This is a genomic window from Kitasatospora sp. NE20-6 (assembly GCF_045862635.1).
Map to the genome: position 1 here is coordinate 1 of NZ_BPRL01000104.1, position 25,082 is coordinate 25,082.

Below are 25,082 nucleotides of genomic sequence, written 5' to 3' on the forward strand. Positions count from 1 at the left end.
CAAGAGCGCCGGCAGCGGCCAGGGCGTCTGCGTCAAGAACAACGCCGCATCGGTGTGGAACCGCACCGGGAAGACCGTCCGCGTCTACTTCAACAGCGGCTACGCCGGCGCCAGCCAGGACTTCGCCCCCGGCGCCAAGGGCAACCTCAACGCCACCCTGAAGAACAACAACGCCTCCCACCAGTTCCTCGGCGGCACCGGCGGGAACCAGACCCCCGTCGACGACTACGACCACAGCAGCCACGGCTTCTACCCCGACCAGTGCACCGCCTTCGCGGCCTTCCGCATCGCCACCCGTCTCGGCATCCCGGACTTCGGCAACTCCTGGGGCGGCGCCTCCTGGGGCAACGCCAACACCTGGGACGACGCCGCCCGGCGCGCCGGCCTCACGGTCAACACCATCCCCACCGTCGGCGCCATCGCCGTCAACGACGTCCACGGGGACTACGGCCACGTCGCCTACGTCAACGCCGTCTACTCCGACGGCTCCTTCGACGTCGAGGAGTACAACTGGAACAACCCGACCGCCTACGGCACCCGCAGCCACGTCCACGTCAGCAACGCGCAGGCCGACTTCCAGCGGATGATCCACTTCTGAGCGACCACCCGTCGGGCAGGTGAGCCCGTCACCGGACTTCGGCCGGGCCCCATCCTCCAACTGCGGGAGTGGGGCCCGGCCTCGTTGCTGTGTGCCACGGGCCGGTGCGCGGGGCGTTCGTCGACGACCTGCTGGAGTTTGCTGGTGCGGGGGTTGGTGGCGAGCTCGGATCGGGCACCCGTTCGATCCGGAGGGGGTGGATGGCGCCGATGGCGGTTTCGTCGGCGTAGGCGGACCGCGTCGTCGAACACGGTCGCTGCCCGCAGCGTCCTCGCCGTGCTCGCCGTCGGCCACGGTGACACTCTCGGCCTCGGCGCCGACGGCGGCGGCGAGTTCGACGCTCTCCTTGCCTGCGGCTTGGACGTGGCCCGCCGGCGGCGGGCCGGTTGCTCCGGGCAGGACGGGCCCCGGGGCCGCACGGCCGGGCCTGCCCGCACAGTCCCGGCAGCCGGGTAAGGTGATTGCGAACGACCGGAGGGAGGACCGTGGCCAGTGTCAACGTGACGGTCTGCCTCCCGCCCGAGGCCGGCGATGACGTGGCAGGCGCCCTGCGGGAGGCTCTCGCCCCGTTCTTCCTGGACACCTCCTCCGCCGCCCAGGACCGCGGCATGTGGGACGAGATCCGTATCAGCGGCGGCAACAGCGGAACGGGCTTCGCGGTCGCCGCCGGCCACGAGGACGATCCGAGGCTGCTGCACGACGATCCCGGCCACGACGGCAGCCGGAGTCCGAGCGTCCCGGGAGTCTGCGCCGGAGGGCCGAGAGCGCTCCTCGACTTCTCACGCCCGACCCTGGCGCACGAGCGCGTGGTCGCCGCCTCCTGGGACCTCTGGCACCGGCTTGCTCTCGAACATCCCCCGGTCGTTCCCCTCGCCGACTTCGTGGCCCGATGGCAGGCAGGCGCGTTCCCCGACGACCCGCAGGGCGAGGGGATGTTCGCGGCCTACCGCGCCCAGCCACTGATCCGGGCGTACCGCGACCACCCGTTCGGCCACGGGCCGTCATGGCTGTCGTTCCCCGACCCCTACGAGAATCCCCTCGTCGGCTACCCGGGCACCCGCGACGAGTACATCCGCGAGTTCACCCGGCCCCGGACGGGCACCGACCTGCTCACCGTGGACGGCTGGTGGCTGGAGCCCGGCGGCGACGCCTTCCACGCCGTCTGCGAGCCGGACAGCTGCCCCCACCGGCGGCCCCTGCCCGGGCTCCGGTTCAGCGACGAGTACGTCGCGGGCCTGCCCGGTGACACCATCCTGCTCCGGATGGTCGGCCACGTGTGACCGCCGGACCTGCGGTCCGCACCCGGCCAGGCCCCGGGTCGCGCCGGGTTCGGCCCATGGCGCCTATCCGGGCCGTGAGTGCGGGTGGCAGCGGGTAGGGCCTCTCCACGGGAACGAGCGCGTCCGGGCGTCCGGGCGGCCGCCGCGCACCAGGACACGGACAACCGCCCGACAGACGCGGTGACGTCCGTGGTCCCGGGCATCCACCGGTCGGTGGAGTCGGCCACCGCCCCGCCGCTGCGCCTGGTTGTTCCTCACGCACCGCCACCGTGGCACCAACGGATGGAACGGCCCCGCTTCCCGGCCTGGAACCGGCCCCGTCCTACTGGTCGACCGTGAAGATCACTGCCAGGCCGCTCCGTGCTGCCCTGCGGTAGAAGTCCTGGAGCCCGGGCAGGAAAGCCTCGGTGCAGGCGATGTCCTCGTCATCGCCGGCGCCCTGGTAACCGTCGAACGTGAGCGTCGCGAAGCCACCGGCCACCGGCCGCCGAGCGGCTCCAAGGCGGCCGCGACCCCGCGGAATCAACGTGTGCGCCGGATGCGGCGGCGGCTGCGCCGCGCTGCGCCTGGTCCTCGGCGTCCGGGCCGACATGGTGTGCATCGAGTGGAACAAGAACGCCGCCGCCGGATGCACCGTCATCCAACGCGACATCCGCACACTCGACCCCCGCCACCCCGCGCTCCACCCGCCGGACCATGTTCACCATGCCCTGCACCGACTGGACCCGCGCCGGACTCGGAGCCGGCCGCGACCGGAAGAACCTGGCCATCTTCCTGGAAGCGATCGACCAGGTCGCAGCCCACCTGGGCAACGTGTGGGTCGACGGCTCCGAACTGTGCACCCACGACGACCCCGCCGACTGCGACGAGGACGTCTGCTACGACCACATGATCGAGCCGTCCGGCGTTCCCGTCACCGAACTGTGCGCCCTGGTCGACGGCATGACCGCCGACACCGCCGGACTCATGCTCGCCCCCGTCATCTGGATCCTGGGCCTGCGCACCATCGGCGCTCCGATCGAGACGATCGTCATCGAGCGGAGCGCCGCCCTGCCCCTCGACGTTCAGGACTACATCCAGACCGAACTCACCACCGCCGGATGCGAGTGGGTGAACTGGTCCACGCTCAACGCCGCAGCCTGCTACCGGTTTTGCAGGTGTCGCAGACCTTCCGGTGCAAGGGTGCCGACCTCCCGGCCGACCTGCCTCGTCACGGACTCGCCGCCTATGACAGGTGATCTGCTGTTGCACAACCATCAAACCGTCGCCTGGCTGCCGGACAATCTTCCTGGACCAGCCGCCGTCCCACAGATATCGTCCCTGGATGCCTCTTCATCAGTACGTCTACTTCGCGTTGTTCAGCCGGCGGATCTCCGCCGCGGAGATGACCGCGCTGCTGGGCATCGAACCTGACGAGGTGTCCGTCCGCGGCAGCCGATTCACCGAGCCCGCGGTGATACCGGTGAGCCACTCGTGGAAGATCGTATGTCGAGAGCCGGGCTTGCGGGTCGACGAGCAGATCACCCGCGTCCTGGACAGACTTCGGCCGCACTCGGACCGAATCGCCGAACTTGCCGGCCAGCTGGCCGCCGAGGAACAGGAACACGGTGGCGCAGTCTTGGAGGTCGTGCGCTACTTCAACGACGCCGACGAGGAACAGCAGCCGCTCCAGTCGGAGGTTCCAGAAGGCCCCAACCTGTTCGGCTGGCATCTCGATCGCGACGTGCTGGACTTCCTCACCGCCACCGGAGCCGCTCTCGACATCGACGAGTACGACATGACCCCGCACGAACCCGGCGAATGAGCCCAACGCCGACCCGGAAACTGCCAGGTCCCGTGAGAATCACCCCTCCAACATCTCAACAGGGCTGACAAGCCACAGCTCAGAGCACTGACGACTGCCATGATCGATGAGACACCCAGGCCCTTCGGAACGGACCTCACACCTCAAGGCTCGGCACCAGGACGGCGAGTCTCACTCAGACCTGACAGCGTGCAGGCCCATGGGCATTTGCGATGACATGCTCAATGAGGCGGGACGTTGGTCGTCGCTCATCGCGGTGTAGACGGTCACGATCGAGGCGACGGCGTCGATCTCGACCGGTCCGGTGATCCGCAGCCACGCGAGCTCGCAGAGTCCGTCGAATCGCCGGACACGGTCAATGGCGTCCGCAGGCCAGGGGTGCGGGAGCTTCGGCAGATGGACCAAGGAGATCTCGTCGATGAAGCTGCCGACGATCTGCGGGGGCTTGTCGACCGAAACGTGGTGAAGGTTGGAGAGGGAGACCACGACCTCCGGCTTCCACGGCCCCTCCCGGAGAGTGATCTCCAGGGAGTCCTCCTCCGTGAAGGCATCGAAGGAGATGCGGCTGATGAAGTATCCAACGCATGGCGCGAGTGTGCTCGCGGCGTTGGCGCATCGATTCTTGAAGGCGTCTCGTACCCCGCTGCTGTCCGTCACAGCGAGAAGCTACGAGCCCCGCCGACCTGTGTCGATCGGGTTGGCCGGACCGGATCAGCCGGGACAGCACTCGGCATCCACCCGCCAGGACCGGATCAACTGAGATTCTCGGCCGCCGGGTGTCTCCGTTGATCTGGTCGCCGCAGGTCACAGCTCTGCCGCAGACCGCCCTACGGTAAATGATCCTGACTGGTCGCCCGGGTGGTTCGCCCTCGGTTGCGGTGCGGCCGGCCGGGTCGCTGTAGCCGCGCTACCCGGAGGAGGAGAGCAGTGCGGAGTTGCGGCGGGTTTCCTCCAGGTGGAGCCCGATGTACCGGGCGAGGATCGGTCCGTCCTGGGGGTCGTCGGCCTGGAAGGAGACGCGGCGGAGCAGGAGGACGTCGTCGAGTGTGATGCCCTCGCGGGCCAGGACGAAGACGAGGGTGAGGAACGCGGCGCGGGCGTTGCCGTCGTCGAAGGGGTGGAAGAAGCAGACATCGAGGTGGGCGCGTGCGGCGCGGGCCGTGAGCGGCAGAGGGTCGTCGGTGCCGATGGCGCTCTCGGCCAGGCAGGCGTCCAGCCGCGCGGGGGTGTCCGGGCTGATGCCGTAGCGTTCCCGGCCTTCCTTGGCGAACGCGGGCATGGTGCGGAAGGGCGGCGGCTGTTGTGCGCCCAGGACGTGCTGCTGCCATTCGCGGAGAAGTTCGAAGTCCAGTGAGGCGCCGCGCGCCGCGTCGGCCCGGACCAGTTCCAGCGCGGTGAGCATGCCCTCGGCGCGGGCGGGGTCCACGGCACCGTCGAAGGCGCGGACGTCATCGGCTGCGCCGTCCCGTGTCGGGTCACCGGTTGCTCCGCGCCGCCGCCGGTGCACTCCCGCCAGGGCACGGCCTCGCGCACCGCGAGCCAGCTCTGCAGGTGGTCTTGCGCGGGTTGGCCGGACCGCGCGCCGTGGTCGGGCAGCAGCGACAGTGCGAGCCGCTCCGCGACGTCCTCGACCAGTACCGCGTCGGGGCCGGTCCAACTCCGGAACCTCCCGCCGATCGCCCGTTCGACCATGCCCTGCGCAACGTCGGCCGCAACCCCCCAGCGAGTGAGGAACCAGGTGAGCACCTGCCGGCAGTGCCCGTACCACCCGCTGCCGCAGCCGGTTTGGTCGGACACCTGCAGGATCAGGTTGCGGGCGGCTCGCTCCCACAGGATCCGCTGCTCCTCGACCGAGGTCAGGTCCAGCGGGTACGCCTCGAACCACCCGGCGAGGCTCTCCAGCCACGCGCGCCATTCGCACAGCGCCGCGGCGACCCGGTCGAGTGTCTCCTCCGTAGTGGTGATCGAGTGCGGTGGGCAGCACCAACTCCCGACGGGACCTCCGTCGAAGTCGCCTTCGTCGTGCGCCCAGCGCCAGCCAACGGCCCAGAAGCCGTAGTTGCCGACGAGGGCATGCGACATCGCGTCGGCCCACGGTCTGCCCTTGTCCCGACCCCAGTCACTCGAGGCCGGGCCGCCTGGCTGGTCGTCGGGGCGTGATGGCACCCGTGCGGCCGGTCCGAGGGAATGCACCACCCGCAGTGCCACCCCTGCGTCGAAGGGGTGCAGGGCAGGATCCACGTCGTCCCAGCTCAGATGGTGGGGGGGCCAGCTCGTTTATCACCGCCCGAGCCTCCCGGCCGACTTGCTCCCGGTCAAGCGGATTTGCCGTAGGTGCGACCCGTGAGGGAAGCCCGAGCCACTGTGCACGGCTCTGGCCGCTGCGGGAAGAGACAGGCTCCGATCGATCCACAAGCTCTTGCGTGGGCAGAGGCCACCTCCGAACCGGACGATGAGATCTTGCCGGATGACGCGGTGGATCCCCTTGAACGTGTGTCGGTCCTGGCCGGCAGTCGTGTGGAGAGGCATCTCGACCTGTACTGCTGGTGCTTCGCGCCCTGACCTCGCCGCCTTGGGGCATCGTGATGGTGATCGGCAGGACAGGCCCTTGGTGAATCAGCGCGCTTCTTCGCAGTCCGGCCCGTCGTCGTCCACCGTGCCGGGGTTCTCGTAGGGGGCGAGTTCGGCGTCGCGGTGGCGGGTGCTGACCGAGAGGCACCGACTCCCGCCACTGGTCAAGATCAGGTGGCAGAAACCCGGCGTTTGCCAGGCGATCTCGACCGCCGGACTCGGAGCGACCGTTCTCGGATCGGAGGCGGATCGAAGGCGGATCGCAGGCGGATCGGCCAGGAGTCGCCGTGGGATGCGGGCTCAGCAGTGCGTCTCGATGAGGAGGAGAACGCGGCCGTCGTCCGCGGTGAATTCGTACGCCTCATGGATGGGCAGGTCCGCGGCGCCGAACCGGGCACGCGCTTCGGCCCAGGCGGTCGGGCGCTCGGCCTGGGCAAGGAAGCGGGGAAGCCAGCGTCCGGCCCGGTCGTCGTAGTGGGTACCCATCGACATCATGTCGGCGTCGACTGCGAGCCGCTTGGCCCGGCGAGGGTCCAGCGGACCGCGGGCGAGCCGCCAGTGGCAGCCGTCGGCATCGGTGAAGCCACCGGCCGTCACCGGCGGGTGGACGTGCCGGCCATCCGACTCCTGCACCGCTGGTGACGGCATGGCCGCCACCAACTCGGCGAGGGTCGCGGCACGCTTCTGCTTCTTCGACACCCGCACAGGATGCCAGGACCGCCCCGTCGGCCATCGGTCGAGAGCACTTGGCAAACAGCCAGGATCATCTGTCGCAGGACGCAGCTACGGTGCCCTGCCGCACGAACGTGCATCGCCAATCGCTCGGATGCGCGTTTCGGGTATGCGATTTGGAGTTGCATTCGCGCCCCACCCCGCCCCGGGCGGCGCGCCGTATGAGACTGAGCGCCCAGTTGGCCAGCGAGCGGTCGGGCCTGTGAAGACGCTCGTGGAAGAGACCGTCGTCGAGGCACTTCATACCGGGGGAAGGGGCGATGGTCCGCCTGTACGCCGCCGCCTGTGCCGAACGGATGGCACTCCTGTTCACCGGGCTGCGGGCGGGCGGGCGGGCGAGACGGGACGGGAGGACGATCTGGACTCTACGTGGAGTCGGCCACGCGGCACTCACCGCGACGGGCATGCTGGACCAGAACCTGACAGGTAACGCTTTTCGTACCGAGGAGCAGTTGCTCCAGTCCCTCTCGGTGTCCGACCCCGCCACGGACCTGTGGAGTGCGAGCGTCACAGTCGGACGGGAGCGATTCCGTGCAGTGCGGGGCCGCATGCCGGCGTCTGCCCGGTGAGCATGGTGGCGAGTTCGTCGCGTGTCACGGGTGGGCCTCGCCCGCGGGTGCCGTGTCGGGTGCCGGGCGGGTCCAGAGTGTGAGGTCGCTGCTGGTGGCGACGGCGAGGGTGCGTCCGGAAGGTGAGAAGCCGGCGGCCCGCAGCGTGGAGTAGTTGGAGTCGAAGACGTGCCACCAGCCTTCGCCGTGCGGCCCGTCGTGGGGCATGCCTCCGTCTGCGGACAGCAGGACGCGGTCGTGCGGCCACTCGGGGCTGACGACTTCCAGGGTCCAGCCGTCGATGGTGGTGGTGTGCAGTCCGCCTCCGAACAGGCCTGCGATACGCACACGGGTCCTGGCGAGGGGGCCGAGTCCGGGGCAGGAGAGGTCCGGCTCCGCGTCCGGGGTGCTGGTGTCGGGGTCGGGGTCACGGTCCCGGGCGATCTTCTCGCCGGTGACGGCGTCGAAGAGCCCGTGGCCGTCGACGGAGACCACCATGACCAGGTCGCGGCCGTCGTCGGGAGCGAGGGCGAAGCCGATGCCGAGCAGTCCGCCGATGGGGGTGCGCCGGTCCAGGACCGGGCGCCAGGGGGCGGGCGGTGCGATGACGGGGGCGGACAGGAACTGTTCGCGCAGGCGCCGCTGGTAGTCGGAGATCAAGGTGTCTCTTCGCTTTCCGCCGGGCCGTCGACCGCCTCAAGGCGATGACGGGGGACACCAGTTCCGTTCGAAGGCGCCTTCCGCGTCCGGCGGCCGACCGGGCGTCCGGTGGTCACGACACCGTCATGGCGCATCGCGCCGAACGAGCGCCCTGGCGACGGGCTCCCCGCTACGCCGTGCGTATGCCATCCGCTCGCGCACGTCACGCAGCGTTCGAGGCCGGTATCCGGGGCCGCCGCAGCAGCTCTTGTGGAAGCCCACGCCGGCGTTCAGCAGCACTGTGAGAGTGCGCCAGGCCGCAACGTCCCGTCGCCGGGGCGCAGCGAACGCCGAACCCGCGTGGATCATCGGCTCCGCACAGCGCGGGCAGATCCGTTGCCTTGTCCTGTCGTGGGGCTGCTTGTAGGAGGCCCGGCAGGAGAGGCAGACATAAGAGGTTTTCCCATGGGCCACCCGCTCATCCTAGAGACCGGTCCCGGGCGCCGACCAGCGGTATTTCTTCTCCACCGGAGGGGAGCGGAGGAGGTGAGCGGCTGCTCTGCCCAACCGGCCGGCCGGAGTGCTCGGTCACACCTTCCTGGAGCCGGCCGATGGCTGCTGGAGCGTTGCCCGCCCGCTTCCCGGCGTCGTCGCCCGGGCGTGCCGACCGGAGCAGTTTCCCGGACTCCGGTCGGCCCACGGGCCGTTCGCCCTCCTTCGCGCCGTGTCAGCAGCGCGTGTGGACACCGGACCGGCCCCGTGCGGTGCCCGGCCGGGCCCGTTGTTCCCGCGGCTGCACCGGTGGCGGGCCGCCCGGGACGTACGGGAAATGTGGAGGTGCGCGGTCATTCCCTCCCCGCCGCGGCGCGTGATGGGGAATGATCACCGCGTGGCGATGTGGTGGGAGCGGCGCAGGGGCGGCCTGCTGGAACGGACCGCCCGGTAACTGGCCTTCCTCGGCGCCGAACTTGTCGAGGACCCGGGACGGCGGAACTCGCCGACATTGCCGCTGGACTCGCCGCCGACCACCGCACCAGCACCCGCGGAGCCGCGGTGAGCGAGGCCGTCGTCCAGCTGACCGCCACCACCACTCACCTCCGCACCGCCGACCGCTTCCGCGGCGCCCTCCTGCCCCTGGTGACCCGGCACCTGCGCCACGCCGCCACCGCACTCACCCACGCCCGCATCATCCTGAACACCACCCCCACTCCAACCCTCCCGCCGCGCAATTCCGGGTACGGTAGGCCGCCTGGACGGGAAGGAACGTCGCCCCTGCGCCGGTGCCGGCGGGAGGAAATCGCGGAACGGGCGGTCGGGCAGCCGGTGGTGTTCGGGGTCTGCGGTATCTGTCAGGCCTGCCGGGCCGCAGTGATGCCTCCGGAAGGTGACCTCGCCGGCCCGTCGGCCTGCCTGTGGCCGAACTCCGGTGGCCGAACTGTCGGGCCGCACAGGCCAGGGCCGGGCGCGGCACCTTCGGTCCCGGATGCGGCAGGAGGGCACGGCTGGGGAAACCCGTCCTGGATCGGTTGGCGCTCGGCTGCTTCGCCCTGGTGCCCGCGTTCCTGCGGCGAACGCTGTCATGCCTCGCGTCGGTTCGGATGGGTCGTCCGGCGCCCGGTGCTTTCTCAGGACCGTAGAGCCTGGGCGAGCAGATCCCAAGTGCCCGGTGGCGTCCGGCAACCGGCCGGCATCATGAAAGTCCGATCCTGAAGGAGTGCTGACCGCGTGAGGCTCATCTGTGACCCCGTGTACGGCGATGTGGATCTCACGGCGTCGGCAGAAGAGCTGAACCGCCTGGCGGACGCGGTGGCCGAGGGTGAGGGGCTGCTCAGCTCCGTGCCCTCGCCAGGCAGTGATGCCCTGGCGGGGGTGGAGGTCGAGAAGGCCACCGGCCCCGGTGTCCTTGTCCGTCTGGATACCGGGCGGCGGGTCCTTGTGATCAGTGGGGACGCCGCCGGCAGGGCGGTGCTCGCGGATAATCTGCGTGGCATGGCTTCCGCCGAGGACGGTGGCCACCTTCACGTCGACTACTTCCCCGGGCACTTCTACCTTGCTGAAGGGTCTCTGCCGTTGGTGGTCAACAGCCCGCACGGAGGCATGCCGACCGGTTGAGTGGGCCGTCGGCTGCTGCGGTCAACGGCCGTAGGCAACCAGCACCGGCGACCGTGTGACCGGGGCGCTGGTCTTGCCGTTGCCGGGCCGGATCCCGGCCGCCACCGCCAGGACGTGCCGGGCCACCCGGATGGCGACGCCCTCGAAGGCCCGACCGCCGTGCCCCTCCAGGCCGAGCTGCGCGAAAGCCGCCCTCGTCCGGCAAAGGCGCGCGGTTGCTGCACAAGGACCGCTGACGGGCTGTCCGCCCGGTGCGCTGTCCCACCGCGGCACCGGCCTGCTGCCGGGACGGACCCGACGCCCGGTCATGACACTTGCTGATTTTTGGCTCTGGCCGCTTTCCCGGATGCTGTTGGTGATCTTCGCAGGGTGTGTGCTTGCGACTGAAGGGCTTGGTCGCCCATCCCTCACGCCCCCAATATTGAACATGTTCAAAATATGTGCCAGGGTGTGTCCTCGTGGTGGATCGCCCCGGGTTCCGGTCGTGAGGCGGGCAGCGCGGGCAGGGGAGGACGCATGGCCGAGGACGCAGGCAGGCGCGCATGGACGCGGCGCTGGAGGGCGGTGCCGCTCCGGGCCTGGATCTGGACGGCCGCCTGGGTCGTGCTGACGGCGTCGAGTCCGTGGATTCCGGTGCTCCTCGACTCCGTCGACACGGCGGGGCTGTCCGCCTGGTTCTCCCTGTTCGCGGTGGGAGGGGGGACGGGCTGGGTCCTGGGCGTGGTCCTGGGGCGGATCGGTGCGTGCACGGCGGCGGGCGCCGGCCTGGCGGCGAGCGTGGCGGTCCTGCTCGGGGAGAGCGCGGCCCTGGGCATCGCCGTGAGCATCGCGAACCTCCCGGTCCTGTGCGTGATGATCGTTCTCCTCGCCGGATGTCCGCTCCTGTCCGGCGCCGCCATCGGCGCCTCCTCCCGGCCGTGGCCCTGCCGGCTCGGCCGGGGCCCCGTCACGGATGCCGCACCGGCGGGCACCGGCCTAGGATGGTGCCGCCCGGTCAGGTGAACGGCCGGGCCGCCTGCCGCGCGGTGATGCCGGCCCCGTGCCGCCCGCTGCGGCCGACTGTCGCGGACGCCGGGACCACCGGTCCGCCTGACTGGCCGGCGCCCCGGCGCCGTGCGCCGCCTGGTGGCCCGGGCCGCGGTTCGCGTCCCGCCTGTTGGGCTCGGCCCCGGATCCCGCCGGCCCCGTCCGAGCACTCACCTGCGACGATCCGGCTGTGAGCCACGACCTTGCGGGGTGGACGGTGAACGCCCGCCGGAGAACCATCATGCGGGCCCGGTCCACGACGACCTGTACGAGCACCCCCTCGGGTCGCACGCCATGGCCATGCCTGCGGCGCTGCGTATCGCGGCGTGCACCGGGGCACTCGTCGAGCGCCACCCGGACGACGCCGACGCCGGCAGGGCTCCGGGCTCCGGGCGCCGTCGCCGGTCCTGGCCGCTCCGAGTAGTGAGGCCGGCGATCGCGGCCTTGCCCCGGACGGGTAGGTTCACGGTGGCGTGCTCGAAGTACTTCCGAAGGAGGAGACCGCCGGTGGACGTCGTGGCGATCATGGAAACACTGGCTGAGCAGGGCATCACAGTGCTCTTCAAGGCCGACGCCGAGCGGATGGCAGAGCGACGTAAGCCGTGGACATTCGTAGCCAGCGGCGCCCCTCTGCGTGACGACATCCTCGTACGAACCGACGCGGCCTCGGTGGAGCAGTGCCTTGAAGCCTGCCTGCCCCGCCTGCGCGAACTGGGCTTCTCACTGCCCGAGTGACGAGAGTCGCCACCCCCGATACAACGTGCCGACTCACCACGTGGCCGACAGGCCGCCGGCGGTGCACCGGCTCCAGATCCCACCGGCTTCAACGACCAGGCGGGGGTGGTCTTGCCGTGGTAGCCGAGGGCCTGAGCAGCAACGGGCGCGGGAGCTTGAAAAAACCGGTCGGCGGATCGCTGAGGCCTGGCCACGCTGGGCGGGTACGCCGCGACTGCCGCGGATCCGGCCGTCCCCTGCAGGTTGTGTCGACCGGCATACTGCCCTCCGACCACCGAGGAGGGGAGGCGTGCCGGTGACGGCCGACCAGAACCGGACCCCAGACGGCCAGTCATCGCGCCGACCTGTCCGCAGCCGGGTCCGCCACGGGCAGGCCTCCTGCGCGGACTACGGCTGCACCCGCCCTGCCTGCCACCAGACGGCGCTGCGCGCCCGCCGACGCCGCGACCGTGCCCACGGCCTGACCACCCGCATCGACCCCACCCCCGCCGCAACCCGCGCCACCGTCCTGGTGCGCCGCGGCATGTCCGCCCAGGACATCGCGGACGCCTCCGGCATCTCCGCCACCCTCGTCCGCCGCCTGCTGCGCCCACCCGGCCGCCGCCCACCTCGCCTCCTACGCCGGGCTCGCCCCCGCTACCCGCAGTTCCGGCTCCTCCATACGCGGGGAGCAACCCTCCCGACGGGGCAACAAGCAGCTGAAACGCGCGTTCTTCCTGGCCGCGTTCGCCTCGCTCGGCGACCCGTGCCTACTACGAACAAGAAGATCGGCCAGGGAAAGCGGCATGCCCAGGCGCTCCTCTGTCTGGCCGGGCGCCGGGTCGACGTTCTGTTCGCCATGCTCCGCGACGGGACCTTCTACGAGTCCCGGCCTGCGGCCACGGTCAGCTGAGCCGTGGATCCGCCAGCAGCACCACACGGTCGGCTGCTGGGTCGAATCCGAGCACCGGGTTCCCGTAGTCGCCTTCGGCAGTCATGGCCACCGGCTTACCCAGCCGGCGGCCGATCGCGCCCAGGAAACCGCACAGAGTGTCCACTCCGACCTGGCTCTGCAGCTCGCGAAGGTCGACGTCGAAGTCGATCTCGTCGGCAGACATCGGACGGAAGATCGCCAGCACATCCGGGACCGGCCACACCCGCAGATCGACGGTCTCTGCATCGGCGGGACGCGACAGCACCTCCGCTGCAGACGGCAGCGGCCCGGCGGCTCCGCCGACTGAGTACTCCCACGTCCATTCGTTCGACCGGACCAGGTCGAACACGGCTTGCCAGTCCTCGACCGAGGTGCCGGCCACGCAGACGTCCGGCAGAGCACCCATCAGGTCAGGGTCGAAGAAGGTCCTGACGTCATCCCACAGCAGATCCGGCACCCCGCCATGCTGCCCGGCCAGCCCGCCCGAGTGCAGCTCGATTTCCTTGACGAACCCCGTAGAGACACCCCCCGCGCCAACCCCGCCGGGCCGGCCGCGCGCCCCCGCAGCCCGCACCCGGATCCTCGCCGACGGCGAGAAGTTCGCCATCGGCGCCTGGCTCGCCAAGGCCCGCACCGGCACCCTGCCCCCCCGACGACCACCAGCTCCTCACCGACCTCCTCGGCGACGACTGGACCACCCCACCCGAAGCCGGCGACTGAAAGCTGTTTCTTCGGGTGAGTACGGCCGCTCCTGCCGACGTACACGTCGAAGTCCCCGGCCGGGCAGTCCCATGCGGACGCGCTGATTGCGGCACGCACGAGGACGGCGCCCGGCCCGGTCCTCGCCGGCCGGAGCCACAGGTCCCCGCTGTTCTACTGCTCCGGCGGTACGGTCGGCGCGGGCAGGTCGAGGACCCGGGCGAGGGCGGTGGTGACGGGTATCCGGTGACCGGGCGGCAGCCACTGGTGGGCCCACCCGGTGGCCAGCGTGAGGAAGTCGGCGAGGTCGCGCTCGACACCGGCGAGCAGGCGGCGGAGTTCGGTGACGGGCAGTTCGATCACCGGACTGTCGCCCCGTTCGGCGTCGACCGTGAGGCGGACGGTGTCGCCGAAGCGCTCCGCGAGCGGTGACACGGGCTCGTGGCCGAAGCCCAGCAGGTCGCCGCCGTCGACGAGCCGGTGCCAGTCGCGCCAGTCCTCCAGCCCGTCGCAGCAGCCCGGCAGGAACACGGTGCCGGTGGAGTCGTCGGTGACCCGCAGGCCGCCGGCCGCGTAGAGGCTGTCGAAGGTCAGCAGTCCGTGAAGGAAGGAGCCGAGCGGGTCGGCAGGCCGGGGCGGACGGTCGTCCTCGGGGTCGTCCTCGGGGTCGATGTCGTTGCAGCCGACGATGCGCATCACCGCCGTCCCGACCTCGGCGGGCGGGAGCCCACCGCTGAGGGGCAGGAAGCCGAACCGCTCGATCCCGGCGATGGGCCAGAGATCGAAGCCGACAGGGGTGTTGATCTCCAGGACGGGCTGCATCACGATCACCCGGCGAAGTGTCCCGCATCGCCCACCCCCGACGCCTCCCGATTGCGCCGGGCCTCCTCGCCTCTGCCGAAGCTGTACCGGCGTGGGGCTGCCCCTTCACCTCCACCGCTCCGGGCAGATACGGGTGCACGCCGAAAGCTCCATGCTGCCGTTGCCCGCGACATGGATCATTCGGCCCCGGAACCGGACGGTCCACCGGCAACGAAATCGACCCGAGGCAGGCGGGCCGACGCGGAATGGACCAGGTCAGGTGCATTGGGTCCGTCCGGCCTGGTCATCCAGCTCCTGCAACCCGCACCTGCCCCACCCCCACCGGCTGGGGGGCTGTGCTGTCGCAGCAGCCTGGAAGACTTCCCGCCATGACATCTCTTGATCATGGCGTGCGGGAGTCGTGGGACCGCATCGGAACCTGGCTGAGGACACACGCCCGCAAGGCTCCGATCAGATCCGCGGCTGACACAGGGCGCCTCGACGCAGCCGAGACCCGACTGACGGCGCTCCCTGCCGACGTGCAGGAATGGTGGGCGCTGACCGACGTCAGCGCCGACTACTGGATCCCCGGACCATTCGCCCCGGTGACGTTGGAAGAAGCCCTGGAGACACGCGAGATCTGGCTGCTCGTCGCAGAGCAGGAAGACTCCCTGACCGATCAGGCCCAGGAAGACGACCCCCGTTTCCTGCCCGAATTCCTCCCGATTGCGATGAGCCCTGGCGGTGACGGCCTCATCATCGACCTCCGCGCAGGCGAGCACCACGGCGCGGTTTTCGTATGGGACCACGAACGCTGGGGACTCGAGGTCCCGCTGTGGGACTCGATCAATTCCATGCTTCACGACATCGCCGCCGCACTCGAATCCCGTACACCGGCCCTGCTCGGGCACGCTGCGCTCGGCGGTGCCGAAGCGGCCTGCGTCGGCACGGTCGACGGATCGGGTGACCTGTGCTGGGAACCGGCCGACCGGACGCGGTGGTGAGGCGGCCCGGTCGTGGACACAGGGCCTGACCCTGCTGCGCCTGCCCGGTGGCGGGGGAGCGGGGCGTTCATCGCGTAGGCAGCGCCCCGGGTGGACTCGTGGGAGAGCGAACTGCTCGCGGGTCGTGGCGGTGCCTCGATGCGGGGTCAGTCCCACCAGCCGTCGCCCGACTGCCAGCGCTGGACCCATTCCGTGAAAGCCCCAGGATTCGGCGCCGGCCATCGGGATCGCGCCGACGTCGGACACCATCCAGATCTCACCGCGGTGAGGCCCTGTTGTCACCAGGAGCCAGAACGACTGGCCGTCCTCGGAGCCGAGGACCACCGATCCGTCCGTGAACACGGCGGCGATGCGAGGATCGTCCGCGCTGAGGTTCTCGTCGTCCTCCCACAACCAGGCCTGCTCCAGGGGGAACGGTGTGCCGGGCTGCCGGGGCCCCGAATGCGGCCAGCTCTCCGGCAGCCATCCCAGCGGCTGGAGACCTCCGTCCTCGGCAGGACCGAGGCTGCTGCCGTTGCCGATCTCCGCGACGAACGTCCGGTACGGCTCCGGAAGCATCACACCGCTCTCGGCCTCCCACACGGCGACGCCCTCATGGCCCAGCGCCGGCTCCCTCCACTCCGGCGGGAACGCGGAGCGCAGGATGGCGAGTACGGTCCCGTCAGGGCGCTGATCAGTAGTGCTGGTCACGGAGGAGATGCTCCCGGAGCCGGCCGACACCAGGTGTCAGAGGACACGGCAGACCCCCGCCGGTGGTGGATCGGATGCGATGCTCATGCGCAGTAGCGCGGCTCGGGGATCAGGCCGGTGGACGAGGGATCGTGGATGGACAGCAGGTCGGCGTGGCTCAGGAAGGCCTACGACAACGGGTTCTCCGTCACCTTCGCGGAGGGCCTGGACGCAGGGGAGCTACTGCTGCGGCTGGGGTGCGAGGAGGGGACGATCGACTGGATCGACGAGGAGGACGCGCAGGAGCGGCAGCTGGACGAGGACATCGTCATCATCCGGGCCGGGGTGCACGGCGGCTGGGCGTTCGCGGTGCAGGCCTGGGACGCCCGGGCGCTGGAGCCCGGCGTCATGGCGCAGGCCTCGGCCGGCACGCGCGCCCTCGTGCTGGTCAGCACCGCGACGATCCCGTGGTTCGACCACCACGAGGACGCCGAACTCCTCTGCAGCTTCGACCCCGGGATCCCCGGGACACGGCACGGCAGCTCCCCGGACCGGCCGAACCGGGCCATGACCGAGGCAGGCCTGCTCCCTCCGTCACAGGATCCGGGGAGGGATTTCGTGGCGGGAATGCTGCTGCCGGCGGAGAAGGCCTTCGACATCGACCTTCCCTACGAGGCGGTCTTCGATGGCGAACTCCTCGGAGGCATCGTCCCCGACCGACCCGGCCCGGACGAACCGCGTCCGGCAGGGCCGCCCTGCGGCGGCCTAGTTTTCGGGGCGCCAGCGGGGTGCCTCGTCGTCGGGGGTGTCCGGGCTGGCGAAGTGGAACGGGACCTTGAGATGGTCGGCCAGGGCCCGGCCCGCGCGCCGGGCGGCGACAGCGTGCGGGCGGAGATACGTGGCAGCCTCGGCCTCGCCGAGGTACTTCTCCGCCGTGGACCAGTAGACGGTGGCCACGGACTTCGTCTCTTCCGGGTCCTCGGTGACGGCCAGCAGGATCACGAACCAGTCGTGGACCGTGTCACCGTCCCAGATCGCCTCGATGGCCAGGATCGGTACGGCCCAGCCGGCGGCGCGGCAGACGAGGGAGTCCAGGTCGAGCGGGCTGAGGGGGTCTCGGGCGATCCGGTCCCCGTAGTGCTCGTACCGGTCGCCGACGATCAGCTGTGCGGTGCCCGCTCCGATGTCGTGGGGCACCAGGCCGATGTCCAGGACGAGCCGGATTGCCGCCATCAACGCATCCCGCAGGACGTACCCGTCGATCTCCTCGCGGATCCCGACGGGAAGACTCTCCCACCAGGCGCCCCGGGCTTCCCTGTTCATCATCAGCAACCCCCGCCAGCCATCTTGTTCGGGATCGGGCCAGGCCGGCGGGCACGATCCGGGAGAGAGCCTGGAGTGAGGGGGCTGTCGTCGGCGGTGTCCAGAGCGGTGGCGGCGGCTCGCAACGTGTTCTCCCACGCGCGGAACGCTTCGGGCCGGTGGGCTTCCATGTGGTCGAGGTAGTACTCGTCTTCGAGGGCTGCGCGGAGGAACCGGATCTCCGGGTCGGTGGCGGTGTCCGCCATGCCGTGCCAGAGAGCGGCAGCCACCTCCCCGGAAGTGGCTTCTCCGGCGGTCAGCCGGGCTGCCTGGTGACGGAGAAGGCACCGCTCGGCAATTTCCTGGTCCGGCACCGCGACGCCGAGTTCGCCCATGGCCTTCCGCAACAGGGCGTCGAGTTCGGTGGTGCCGTCGTTGCGGCTGCGCCCGGCCAGGTCCCGCAGCGCTGGGGAGTCCAGGTTCTCGGCGAGCAGCCGGGCGGCGGCCATGGGCAGGTCCTCGGGGTGCACGAGGCCGACGGCGTGCTGCCAGGCCAGGGTGAATGCGGTGTCCATCGCCGTATCCTGTCCCGGAACCTGCCCCGTGACCAGCGATTTCACGGCCGCGGCCCGGCGGGGAAGCAGGTCGGCAGCACAACCCCCGATACGGCCTCTCCCCAACCATGACCCGGCCCCGGGCAGCGACCGCCCGCACCGGCCCTCACACAGCCTTGTCTGTTCCGCCGAGCCCGTCTCAGTATCCGAAGAACACCAGGGCGGCCACGGCACCCCTCCGGATCGCGGGAGCAGCACCACGGCCTGCCGGGCCTGCACCAGCCCGGGACCGTGTCGCCGTGCTGCACCTGGCCGCCATACCGGTGCTGCGGTACTCGGGAGCCCACCGGCCGCTCGTCGCTGGCCTGTTGTTCACCGCCCGGTACGGGTCGTTGCTGCACATCGCCGGCACTCGCACCTGTCGGCCGCCGCCGGGTTCCGGGGCCCTGCTGTCGAGCACCGGTGCTCTCACGGCGTCCTGTGCGGGCCAGGAGCGGGGTCGATCCCGGCCGGGATCTCCTGTAGCTGACGGGCACCCAGGGCCGTACGCGCGTCCGGGTCCTGGGCGATCTTCTTGCACAAAGGCCGTCATCGGCTGGCTCGGCATCGAGGATCCCCACATCGACGCAGACATCGAGATCGTCCTCGGTGCCGATCGTCGGGGCGTCACCGGCGACGGCGATCCCGTCGACCGCGGCCTCCCCGGTCCACGCCTGGCCCGGATCCTCCTCGGACAACCTCGTCCAGGACGTAGATCCGGTGGTGGTCCGCGAACAGCGGCGGATGCGTCGTCACGCGATCATCATCGCTTCCGCACCCCGTACCTTCGGGAGCCCACCGTGTGGGTCGACAACTGCACCGGGAGACCCGGCCGACCACCACGGTCCCGCACCTCGGTGCGCCCGTCCCGAACCGCCCGGAGATCAGGACCGACGCTCCGCCGGCCTGCAGATGGTGAGCCTCCCGCGGATCCGTCCACCTCGGCCACGAGGCCGTACCGACCGCATGACCGTCACCCGATCGGTGGGTGGCCTCCCTGAAAGGCACGACGACCGGGAGGTGGAGGGGCGGGCCCGCCGTTGCCGCTCGTCGCTGCGCCCCACCGCCTTGGTGGCCGTTCGAGGGCGGCGGTCAGGGTGCGGCGAGGGGTCCGAGTCGCAGCCGCACCCCGATGTACAGCACGACCTCGGCGGCCAGGATCGTGACAGCCGGCGTTCCGCGGAGGACCGAGGCCGTGAAGCAGCGCTCCACCCGCCCGTAGGCGTACACGGCCAGGATCGGCGAGGCCGGAAGGACACCGAGAACACGGCACCGGCGAGCAGGGCGACGCCGTCCACGTCTCGCTCTTCCAGGGAGGGAAAGCTCTTGGGCCCGCCCGCCGTCGTGGGAGGCCGGCCATCTCAGGGTGACGCCATCACGGCAGTATTGTTGAACACGTTCAACAATGGGATGGGTATTGGCGCCGCCCCGGCGGGGTCGGGTCGGGGTCTCGGCGGGCGGCTCCGTGACCGGCTGGTGGTGACGGAACCGCGCTCCGGATGCTCGCTGCTCCGGGCCTGGCCTGCCCGTCGTCGACCTGCCGTGCCGTGCCGTGCCTCCGCCAAGCGGCTGTGCGGCTGACTCCCGCTCGCGCGGGGAGGGCGCCACCGAGTCCCGAGTTCCGTGGACCTCGCGATCAAGTGATCAAGTGATCAAGCGGTCCGCGGGGCCGGCCCAGGTCGGAGCACTCGGGACGCGGCCTTTGACCGGCCCGGGTGACGAGCCGCTGCCCGGAGCGTCAGGGCCCTTGCGCCGGAGAGTCGGGGGCGGTCCGGTGTCCGGCTTGGCGGCGGAGGCCGGACAGGGTCAGTTCGAGGGCGGCGAGGAACTGCTGCTTGTCGTCATGGCCGTCGAACTCGTCGACGATGTCGTGCAGGAACGGGTACTCCTCGGCATCGAGCGCGCGCCACGTCCTGGCGTAGCGGCCGAGGAATTCGTCGCGCTCCACCGTGCCGTCGATCACCGCTTGGGGCGGTTCCTGCCCCAGGTCGGCGGCGTGGCCGACCACGACGCCGACGACGGCCGTCAGGGCGTGGAACCTCTGCAGCGGGGTGAGGCGGAGCCGGAGGGTCTGCTGCCCCAGCTTCTCGTAGAGCCGCAGGGAGTTGCTCGGGGCGTCGATGTTGCGCATGAAGCGCGCCCCCAGCCACGGGCGGTCCACGACCGCGTCGAACAGCGTGACGGCCATCATGCGCAGCTCGTCGATCGGGTCGCCGGGGCCGGTCCGCTCCTCGATCGCGGCCAGCACCCCGCCGAGCGCGTGGTCGACGGCGCGGTCGAGCAGGTCGTCCCGGCCCGACACGTACCAGTAGATGCTGCCGACGCCGGTGCCGAGCCGGCTCGCGAGGGCCCGGAGCGTCAGGGCCGGCTCGCCCGCCTCGTCCAGCAGGGCCACCGCGGCGGTGAGGACGGTCTCGATGGAGTGCGAGGCGCGTCGACGTTCCCGGGACGGGCGGTCGGCGGGCCGTGATCGCGGACGTGTCATGACCCAACATCCAATCATATTTGCAAGATTATCGAACCTGGTTCTATTGTAGAACGCAGTTCGATAATCCGCGACATCCACCCCGAGAGGAGGCCGCCATGACCGGCACCGGCACCATCACCGCACCCACGGCATCGCGCACCTATCCGTCCCTGCGCGCGGCATGGATCCCCCTGGCCGCGCTCTGCCTGGCCTTCTTCGTCGAGATGGTCGACAACACGCTGCTCTCGATCGCGCTGCCCACGATCGGCCGGGACCTCGGCAGCGGCACGACCGCCCTGCAGTGGGTCACCGGCGCGTACTCCCTGACGTTCGGCGGCCTGCTGCTGACCGCCGGATCGATGGCCGACCGGCTCGGGCGCCGACGCGTGCTGCTGGTCGGCCTGGCCGTGTTCGGCCTGCTGAGCCTGTGCGTCGTCGCGGTCACCGGCGCGGGGCAGCTCATCGCCCTGCGGGCCGGCCTCGGCATCGCCGCCGCGGCCATGGCACCCATCACCAACTCCCTGGTCTTCCGGCTGTTCGACGACCAGGCACTGCGCATGCGGGCGATGACCGTGATGATCGTCGTGGGCATGTCCGGATTCGTCCTCGGCCCGCTGCTGGGCGGCACCGCCCTGGCCCACGTGCGGTGGCAGTGGCTGCTGATCGTCAACGCCCCGATCGCCCTGATCGCGGCCATCGGCGTGCGCCTCGGCGTCCCGGCCGACCGGCCGGAAGACCTGACCCGCGACAAGCTCGACCTGCCGGGCGCCGCGCTGAGCGTCGCCACCATCGGTCTCGCCTGCTACTCGCTCACCAGCGGCGTGGACCACGGCTGGCTCTCCGCCGCCACGATCGCGTCGGTCTTCGGCGCCGTCGCTGCGGGCGTCGTGTTCGTGTGGCACGAGCGGCGCACCCCCTCGCCCATGCTGGACCTCCGTCTTTTCTCCAACGGCACCGTCCGCGGCGCCGCCGTCGCACAGATCGGAACGGCCATCGCGATGGCCGCCATGATGTTCGGGCTGATTCTGCACTTCCAGTACGCCTACGGCTGGAGCCCTGTCCGTGCGGGCCTGGCGAACCTCCCGATCATCGTGACCATGCTCGTTGCGACCCCGCTGTCCGAGTGGCTCGCGAAGAGGTACGGCCACCGCGTCGCCTGCCTGGTCGGCGCGGCCTGCCTGTCCGGCTCGCTGGCCGGCCTCGCCTGGGGCGTCTACCACGGGTACGCGGCCATCGCCGTCTGCATGGTCGTGATGACCATCGGACTGCGCACCGTCATGACGATCTGCGCCATCGCCCTGGTCGAGGCGATGCCGAGCAACCGCACCTCGATCGGCACGGCCCTCAACGACACCGCGCAGGAGGTCGGCAGCAGCGTCGGCACCGCCGTCGTCGGCACCCTGATCGCCCTCCTGGTCACCACCCGACTGCCCGGCGGCACCTGGGACAACGGCCTGGTGACGTCGTTCTTCCACGGCGAGCGGATCACCTACTCCGTGCTGGCGGTAATCGTCGGACTGGTCACGGCAGGCGGTGCGCTCACCCTCACCGACTCCCACACCACCGAGGAGCACCCGGCAGGCCAGGACGAGAGCGAGGCGTAGAAGGGACAGACCACGTCCGATCCCGTGGCCGGCTGCTGCGACCGGACCGCACCGAACGTGCTGCTGCGCATCCGCCGGGAGACGCTGCGCGAGGGCACCGTGCCGCACCTGACCGGGCCTTCCCGGCAGGTGCGGCACCTGCCGGAGGCCCCCGGCGATCTCCCGCTCGCGGCCGCGCCCGGCGTCCGCAACAGCCGACGGGCCCCGGCCCGGCTGCCTCAGCCGCCCGTCACACCGTCCCTGCCGCCTGCTCCGACCCGCTTGGGCCCCCGAAGCCCCGCCACGACGTGGTCGGGCTCTACTTCGACCCGCCCGAGGGAGCGGTGGTGCTGTCGGTCGACGAGAAGTCGCAGATCCAGGCGTTGAACCGGTCCCAGCCGGTGCTGCCGATGATGCCGGGCATGCCCGAGCGCCGGACCCACGACTACGTGCGCAACGGCCTGACCACGCTGTTCGCCGCGTTCGACACCGGCAGTGGGAAGGTCATCAGTTCCCTGCACCGCGGCACCGTGCGGCGGAGTTCAGGAAGTTCCTCGTCAAGATCGACCAGGAGGTGCCCGACGGTCTCGACATTCACCTCATCTGTGACAACTACGGAACCCACAAGACCCCGGCGATCAGAGCCTGGCTGTCCCAACATCCCAGATTCCACATGCACTTCACCCCGACCGGGTCATCATGGATCAACCAGGTCGAGCGCTGGTTCGGCTTCCTCACCGACCAGATGATCCGCCGCGGATCCCACAAGAACGTCCAGGCCCTCGAACGCGACATCCGCAACTGGATCAAGAACTGGAATGAGGACCCCACACCGTTCACCTGGACCAAGACCGCCGACGAGATCCTCGACTCCCTCGCCCGATTCTGCCGACGGATCTCCTGCGCAGGACACTGGCCGGGCTCGGTAGGGATACCGCCAGGGTGCCTGGCCCAGCGGTCAGTCTTCGTCGTCCTCGTCCACCGGATCGGTGGTGGAGTATCCGTCCTCGGCGACGACCGCCTTGCCTGTGGCCTTCTCGATCGCCTCGACCAGGGCCCGCTGTCGGGCGTCGAAGAAGCCCGCGAAATCATCCTTGGCCAGCAGTGCGGGATCAGCCAGGTGGGTCCGGATGTGGTCGGCCACGGTGTCCGCCTCCACCTCGGCGTTCTTGGCGAGCCTGGGGAGGTAGGAGGAGGGCGCTGCCCCGCCGATGATCCGGTTGGTGCGTCCGGTCAGCGGGGTCTTGTTGACGATCGAGTTGTAGCTGCCCCTGGCGATGTTCTCCCGCTCGCACCACGCCTGCGGGAAGATGTGGTGGATGTCCACGGCCTCCGCGAAGTACTCGGTGATCTCGGTCTTCTCACCAGTCCGCCAGTCGACGGCGCCTTCCTTCATCAGCAGGGCGTAGATCCCCTTGTAGGCGGCGCTGTTGCGGGTGCGCAATGTCAGCAGGCGGCTTTCACCGAAGCGGGCGTCGCGGATGGTGCGAGGTTCGGTGCCCGTGCCGCGCACCCAGCCCACGGTCTCGGGGAGGTCGTGGCTGAACCTGGTCTCCGTCGAGCCGCCGTACAGCTCGCCGAACACACCGCACCAGTACCAACGGGCCAGCTTCTGCTGGGCGCCGGCCGGCTCGGCATGCTCGCCGAGCATGCTGAGGATCGCGGCGAGCGGGATCAGCTGGGTGCCGTAGGGCAGGAACTTGGTGTCGAAGAGGTACTGCTGGCGGAGGAACTTGGCGGCGTCCTTAAAGCCCCGGACGACCAGTGGCGCGAAGCGGCGGTATTCGTCCAGACCCAGTTCCAGCATGTCCTTGCGCTTGCAGCCGATCCGGGGCAGACGTTCCTCGTCGACCCCGGCGGATGCCGCCTCGGCTCGTCGGGCGGCGGTCGCCATCAGCGTGACGGCCTGCAGGAAGTCGGTGTTGGAAACCTCCTTGAGGACACGGTACTCGGGCGCTTTCCACGCGGCCCGGACCTCGTTGTCCCAGTGGCCGCGCAGGTCGAACTCGTCGGCGGCGTAGGTGGCGGTCAGCAGTTCGAAGACAGTGAGGGTGACGCCGCCGGTGTTGACCTTCTCGAAGACCTGGCAGACAGCCTGACGCTCGGTCTGCTTCCCGAGTTCGATCACCGGCACCTGGTAAAGCTCGAAGGGGCGGACGAAAGCCTCCTCGAAGTCCCGCCACCACTTGCGGCCGTCCTCGCCCCGCGCCTTCCAGTAGTCCTCGTATCCGTAGCTCCAGTCGCGGTTGGCGAAGAGCTGGGAGAGCGGGAAGAGCCGGGCCGCGTACTCCTTCTCCGGAGTCGAGCAGTCTTCGACGGGTTCGCCCCGGAAGCTGCGGACCACCCGGTCCGCCGGCAGCAGGCGGATGGCGTCCTCACGGTCCACCTGGGGGTCGAGGGCCTTGACCATGTCGACGTAGAACCAGCCGGAAATCCGCTGCTTGCGCTGGTTCTGTGTCTCGACGGGCTTGCCGAGCACGAGCGACTGGAAGAGCGAGGTCATCCGCTGTTGGCCATCGAGGATCAGGGTGTCCGGCTCGGCCCCCGGGGGCGGGGTGGCGCCCTCGACCGGGCGGTACTTGAAACGGACGTCACCGCCGGTCTGCAGCAACATCAGGGTGCCGACCGGGTAGCCACGGGAGATCGAGGCGAGCAGACCGATGATGTTGTGGTCCGGCCACACCCAACCGCGCTGGAACTCCGGGAGCTGTGCTTCGCCCTCGGCCACCCGCCTCAGCAGTTTGACCAGCTGGATCTTGTCGATCCCGAATGCCTGCTCCGTCACGGCCCGTCCCCTCCTCGGCACTCAACGCTGCCGAGAGGTTACCGGTGGCCGAGCGAACACGAGGTCGGTTCTGAAACTGAACACGCCTTGGCAGTGAACCCTTCTCATCCTGAGCGCCAGGCGATCTCGATGGTGTGAACGGCGGCGACGGTACGGCTGATGCGGTTGGTGCTGCAGCGGGCCTTGCGGAAGATCTGCCACTGCTTGAGCCGGGCGAAGGC

The 25,082-nt window shown here is 70.3% G+C and carries 23 protein-coding genes and 3 pseudogenes; 12 read left to right on the forward strand and 14 right to left on the reverse strand.

The features are described 5' to 3' along the window. Both SNE206_RS38430 and SNE206_RS38435 read left to right on the forward strand, forming a co-directional pair. Positions 1 to 598 (forward strand): CHAP domain-containing protein (locus SNE206_RS38430; protein ID WP_407918240.1); only part of this gene is annotated, 598 nt, incomplete at its 5' end. 485 nt (positions 599 to 1,083) lie between these two features. Then, positions 1,084 to 1,878, forward strand: a complete 795-nt coding sequence (locus SNE206_RS38435) for a hypothetical protein (RefSeq protein WP_407918241.1) — start codon at positions 1,084 to 1,086, stop codon at positions 1,876 to 1,878. A 322-nt stretch (positions 1,879 to 2,200) separates the two neighbouring features. Here the strand turns inward: SNE206_RS38435 and SNE206_RS38440 are convergent, their stop codons facing one another. After that, positions 2,201 to 2,518, reverse strand: a complete 318-nt coding sequence (locus tag SNE206_RS38440) for a hypothetical protein (RefSeq protein ID WP_407918242.1) — start codon at positions 2,516 to 2,518, stop codon at positions 2,201 to 2,203. A gap of 56 nt (positions 2,519 to 2,574) precedes the next feature. On the opposite strand from SNE206_RS38440, the gene SNE206_RS38445 reads away from it, so the two are divergent. Together SNE206_RS38445 and SNE206_RS38450 are read left to right on the forward strand one after the other, a co-directional pair. After that, entirely contained in the window at positions 2,575 to 3,291 is a 717-nt protein-coding gene (locus tag SNE206_RS38445) for a hypothetical protein (protein ID WP_407918243.1), read from the forward strand. Next, a complete protein-coding gene (locus SNE206_RS38450) occupies positions 3,203 to 3,682 on the forward strand; it encodes a DUF4279 domain-containing protein (RefSeq protein ID WP_407918244.1) in 480 nt (159 codons plus the stop codon). Before SNE206_RS38445 ends, SNE206_RS38450 begins: the two co-directional genes overlap by 89 nt. A 171-nt stretch (positions 3,683 to 3,853) precedes the next feature. On the opposite strand, the gene SNE206_RS38455 is transcribed toward SNE206_RS38450, so the two are convergent. The 6 genes from SNE206_RS38455 to SNE206_RS38480 all read right to left on the reverse strand — a co-directional run bounded on the left by SNE206_RS38455 (position 3,854) and on the right by SNE206_RS38480 (position 9,351). Further along, positions 3,854 to 4,339, reverse strand: a complete 486-nt coding sequence (locus SNE206_RS38455) for a hypothetical protein (protein ID WP_407918245.1) — start codon at positions 4,337 to 4,339, stop codon at positions 3,854 to 3,856. 250 nt (positions 4,340 to 4,589) lie between these two features. Next, on the reverse strand, positions 4,590 to 5,108 hold the full coding sequence (locus SNE206_RS38460; RefSeq protein WP_407918246.1) for a Fic family protein: 519 nt from the start codon (positions 5,106 to 5,108) through the stop codon (positions 4,590 to 4,592). 1,445 nt (positions 5,109 to 6,553) lie between these two features. Then, positions 6,554 to 6,952, reverse strand: coding sequence for a hypothetical protein (locus tag SNE206_RS38465; RefSeq protein WP_407918247.1), 399 nt, complete (start codon positions 6,950 to 6,952; stop codon positions 6,554 to 6,556). A 626-nt stretch (positions 6,953 to 7,578) separates the two neighbouring features. Next, on the reverse strand, positions 7,579 to 8,193 hold the full coding sequence (locus tag SNE206_RS38470) for a hypothetical protein (RefSeq protein WP_407918248.1): 615 nt from the start codon (positions 8,191 to 8,193) through the stop codon (positions 7,579 to 7,581). A gap of 123 nt (positions 8,194 to 8,316) precedes the next feature. Continuing rightward, complete coding sequence (locus SNE206_RS38475; RefSeq protein WP_407918249.1) at positions 8,317 to 8,646, reverse strand: deoxyxylulose-5-phosphate synthase; 330 nt, start codon at positions 8,644 to 8,646, stop codon at positions 8,317 to 8,319. 408 nt (positions 8,647 to 9,054) lie between these two features. Beyond that, complete coding sequence (locus tag SNE206_RS38480; RefSeq protein ID WP_407918250.1) at positions 9,055 to 9,351, reverse strand: hypothetical protein; 297 nt, start codon at positions 9,349 to 9,351, stop codon at positions 9,055 to 9,057. Between the two features lie 546 nt (positions 9,352 to 9,897). On the opposite strand from SNE206_RS38480, the gene SNE206_RS38485 reads away from it, so the two are divergent. The 4 genes and pseudogenes from SNE206_RS38485 to SNE206_RS38500 form a co-directional block, all read left to right on the forward strand. Then, positions 9,898 to 10,284 (forward strand): hypothetical protein, encoded by a 387-nt coding sequence (locus tag SNE206_RS38485; RefSeq protein ID WP_407918251.1) that lies wholly within the window; start codon positions 9,898 to 9,900, stop codon positions 10,282 to 10,284. Between the two features lie 516 nt (positions 10,285 to 10,800). Next, the gene (locus tag SNE206_RS38490; RefSeq protein ID WP_407918252.1) at positions 10,801 to 11,286 is read left to right on the forward strand and encodes a hypothetical protein; all 486 of its coding nucleotides are present in this window, start codon (positions 10,801 to 10,803) and stop codon (positions 11,284 to 11,286) included. Positions 11,287 to 11,817: 531 nt separating this feature from the next. Then, a complete protein-coding gene (locus tag SNE206_RS38495) occupies positions 11,818 to 12,045 on the forward strand; it encodes a hypothetical protein (RefSeq protein ID WP_407918253.1) in 228 nt (75 codons plus the stop codon). A gap of 596 nt (positions 12,046 to 12,641) precedes the next feature. Then, positions 12,642 to 12,937: pseudogene (locus tag SNE206_RS38500) on the forward strand (transposase); the annotation flags it as partial. Here SNE206_RS38500 and SNE206_RS38505 read toward each other — a convergent pair. Beyond that, positions 12,930 to 13,415 carry a hypothetical protein gene (locus SNE206_RS38505; protein WP_407918260.1) on the reverse strand — a complete coding sequence of 162 codons (486 nt, stop codon included), beginning with the start codon at positions 13,413 to 13,415 and terminating at the stop codon, positions 12,930 to 12,932. The pseudogene SNE206_RS38500 and the gene SNE206_RS38505 overlap by 8 nt on opposite strands. A gap of 416 nt (positions 13,416 to 13,831) precedes the next feature. After that, positions 13,832 to 14,479 (reverse strand): hypothetical protein, encoded by a 648-nt coding sequence (locus SNE206_RS38510; protein ID WP_407918261.1) that lies wholly within the window; start codon positions 14,477 to 14,479, stop codon positions 13,832 to 13,834. 368 nt (positions 14,480 to 14,847) lie between these two features. On the opposite strand from SNE206_RS38510, the gene SNE206_RS38515 reads away from it, so the two are divergent. Beyond that, entirely contained in the window at positions 14,848 to 15,462 is a 615-nt protein-coding gene (locus tag SNE206_RS38515) for an SMI1/KNR4 family protein (RefSeq protein ID WP_407918254.1), read from the forward strand. An 825-nt stretch (positions 15,463 to 16,287) separates the two neighbouring features. After that, positions 16,288 to 16,665 (forward strand): annotated as a pseudogene (locus tag SNE206_RS38520) (DUF6461 domain-containing protein); the annotation flags it as partial. 231 nt (positions 16,666 to 16,896) lie between these two features. On the opposite strand, the gene SNE206_RS38525 reads toward SNE206_RS38520, so the two are convergent. The 4 genes from SNE206_RS38525 to SNE206_RS38540 form a co-directional block, all read right to left on the reverse strand. After that, entirely contained in the window at positions 16,897 to 17,457 is a 561-nt protein-coding gene (locus tag SNE206_RS38525; RefSeq protein ID WP_407918255.1) for a hypothetical protein, read from the reverse strand. Next, positions 17,457 to 18,008, reverse strand: coding sequence for a hypothetical protein (locus SNE206_RS38530; protein ID WP_407918256.1), 552 nt, complete (start codon positions 18,006 to 18,008; stop codon positions 17,457 to 17,459). The genes SNE206_RS38525 and SNE206_RS38530 overlap by 1 nt, the downstream gene beginning before the upstream one ends. Before the next feature lie 1,110 nt (positions 18,009 to 19,118). Continuing rightward, positions 19,119 to 19,256, reverse strand: a complete 138-nt coding sequence (locus SNE206_RS38535; protein ID WP_407918257.1) for a hypothetical protein — start codon at positions 19,254 to 19,256, stop codon at positions 19,119 to 19,121. 508 nt (positions 19,257 to 19,764) lie between these two features. Further along, entirely contained in the window at positions 19,765 to 20,445 is a 681-nt protein-coding gene (locus tag SNE206_RS38540; RefSeq protein WP_407918262.1) for a TetR/AcrR family transcriptional regulator, read from the reverse strand. Between the two features lie 164 nt (positions 20,446 to 20,609). On the opposite strand from SNE206_RS38540, the gene SNE206_RS38545 reads away from it, so the two are divergent. Both SNE206_RS38545 and SNE206_RS38550 read left to right on the forward strand, forming a co-directional pair. Continuing rightward, complete coding sequence (locus SNE206_RS38545; RefSeq protein WP_407918258.1) at positions 20,610 to 22,097, forward strand: MFS transporter; 1,488 nt, start codon at positions 20,610 to 20,612, stop codon at positions 22,095 to 22,097. A gap of 251 nt (positions 22,098 to 22,348) precedes the next feature. Next, positions 22,349 to 22,971: pseudogene (locus tag SNE206_RS38550) on the forward strand (IS630 family transposase); the annotation flags it as partial. 63 nt (positions 22,972 to 23,034) lie between these two features. On the opposite strand, the gene SNE206_RS38555 reads toward SNE206_RS38550, so the two are convergent. Next, positions 23,035 to 24,861: a DUF262 domain-containing protein gene (locus SNE206_RS38555; RefSeq protein ID WP_407918259.1), complete on the reverse strand. Its 1,827-nt coding sequence runs from the start codon at positions 24,859 to 24,861 to the stop codon at positions 23,035 to 23,037. Between the last annotated feature and the right edge of the window lie 221 nt (positions 24,862 to 25,082).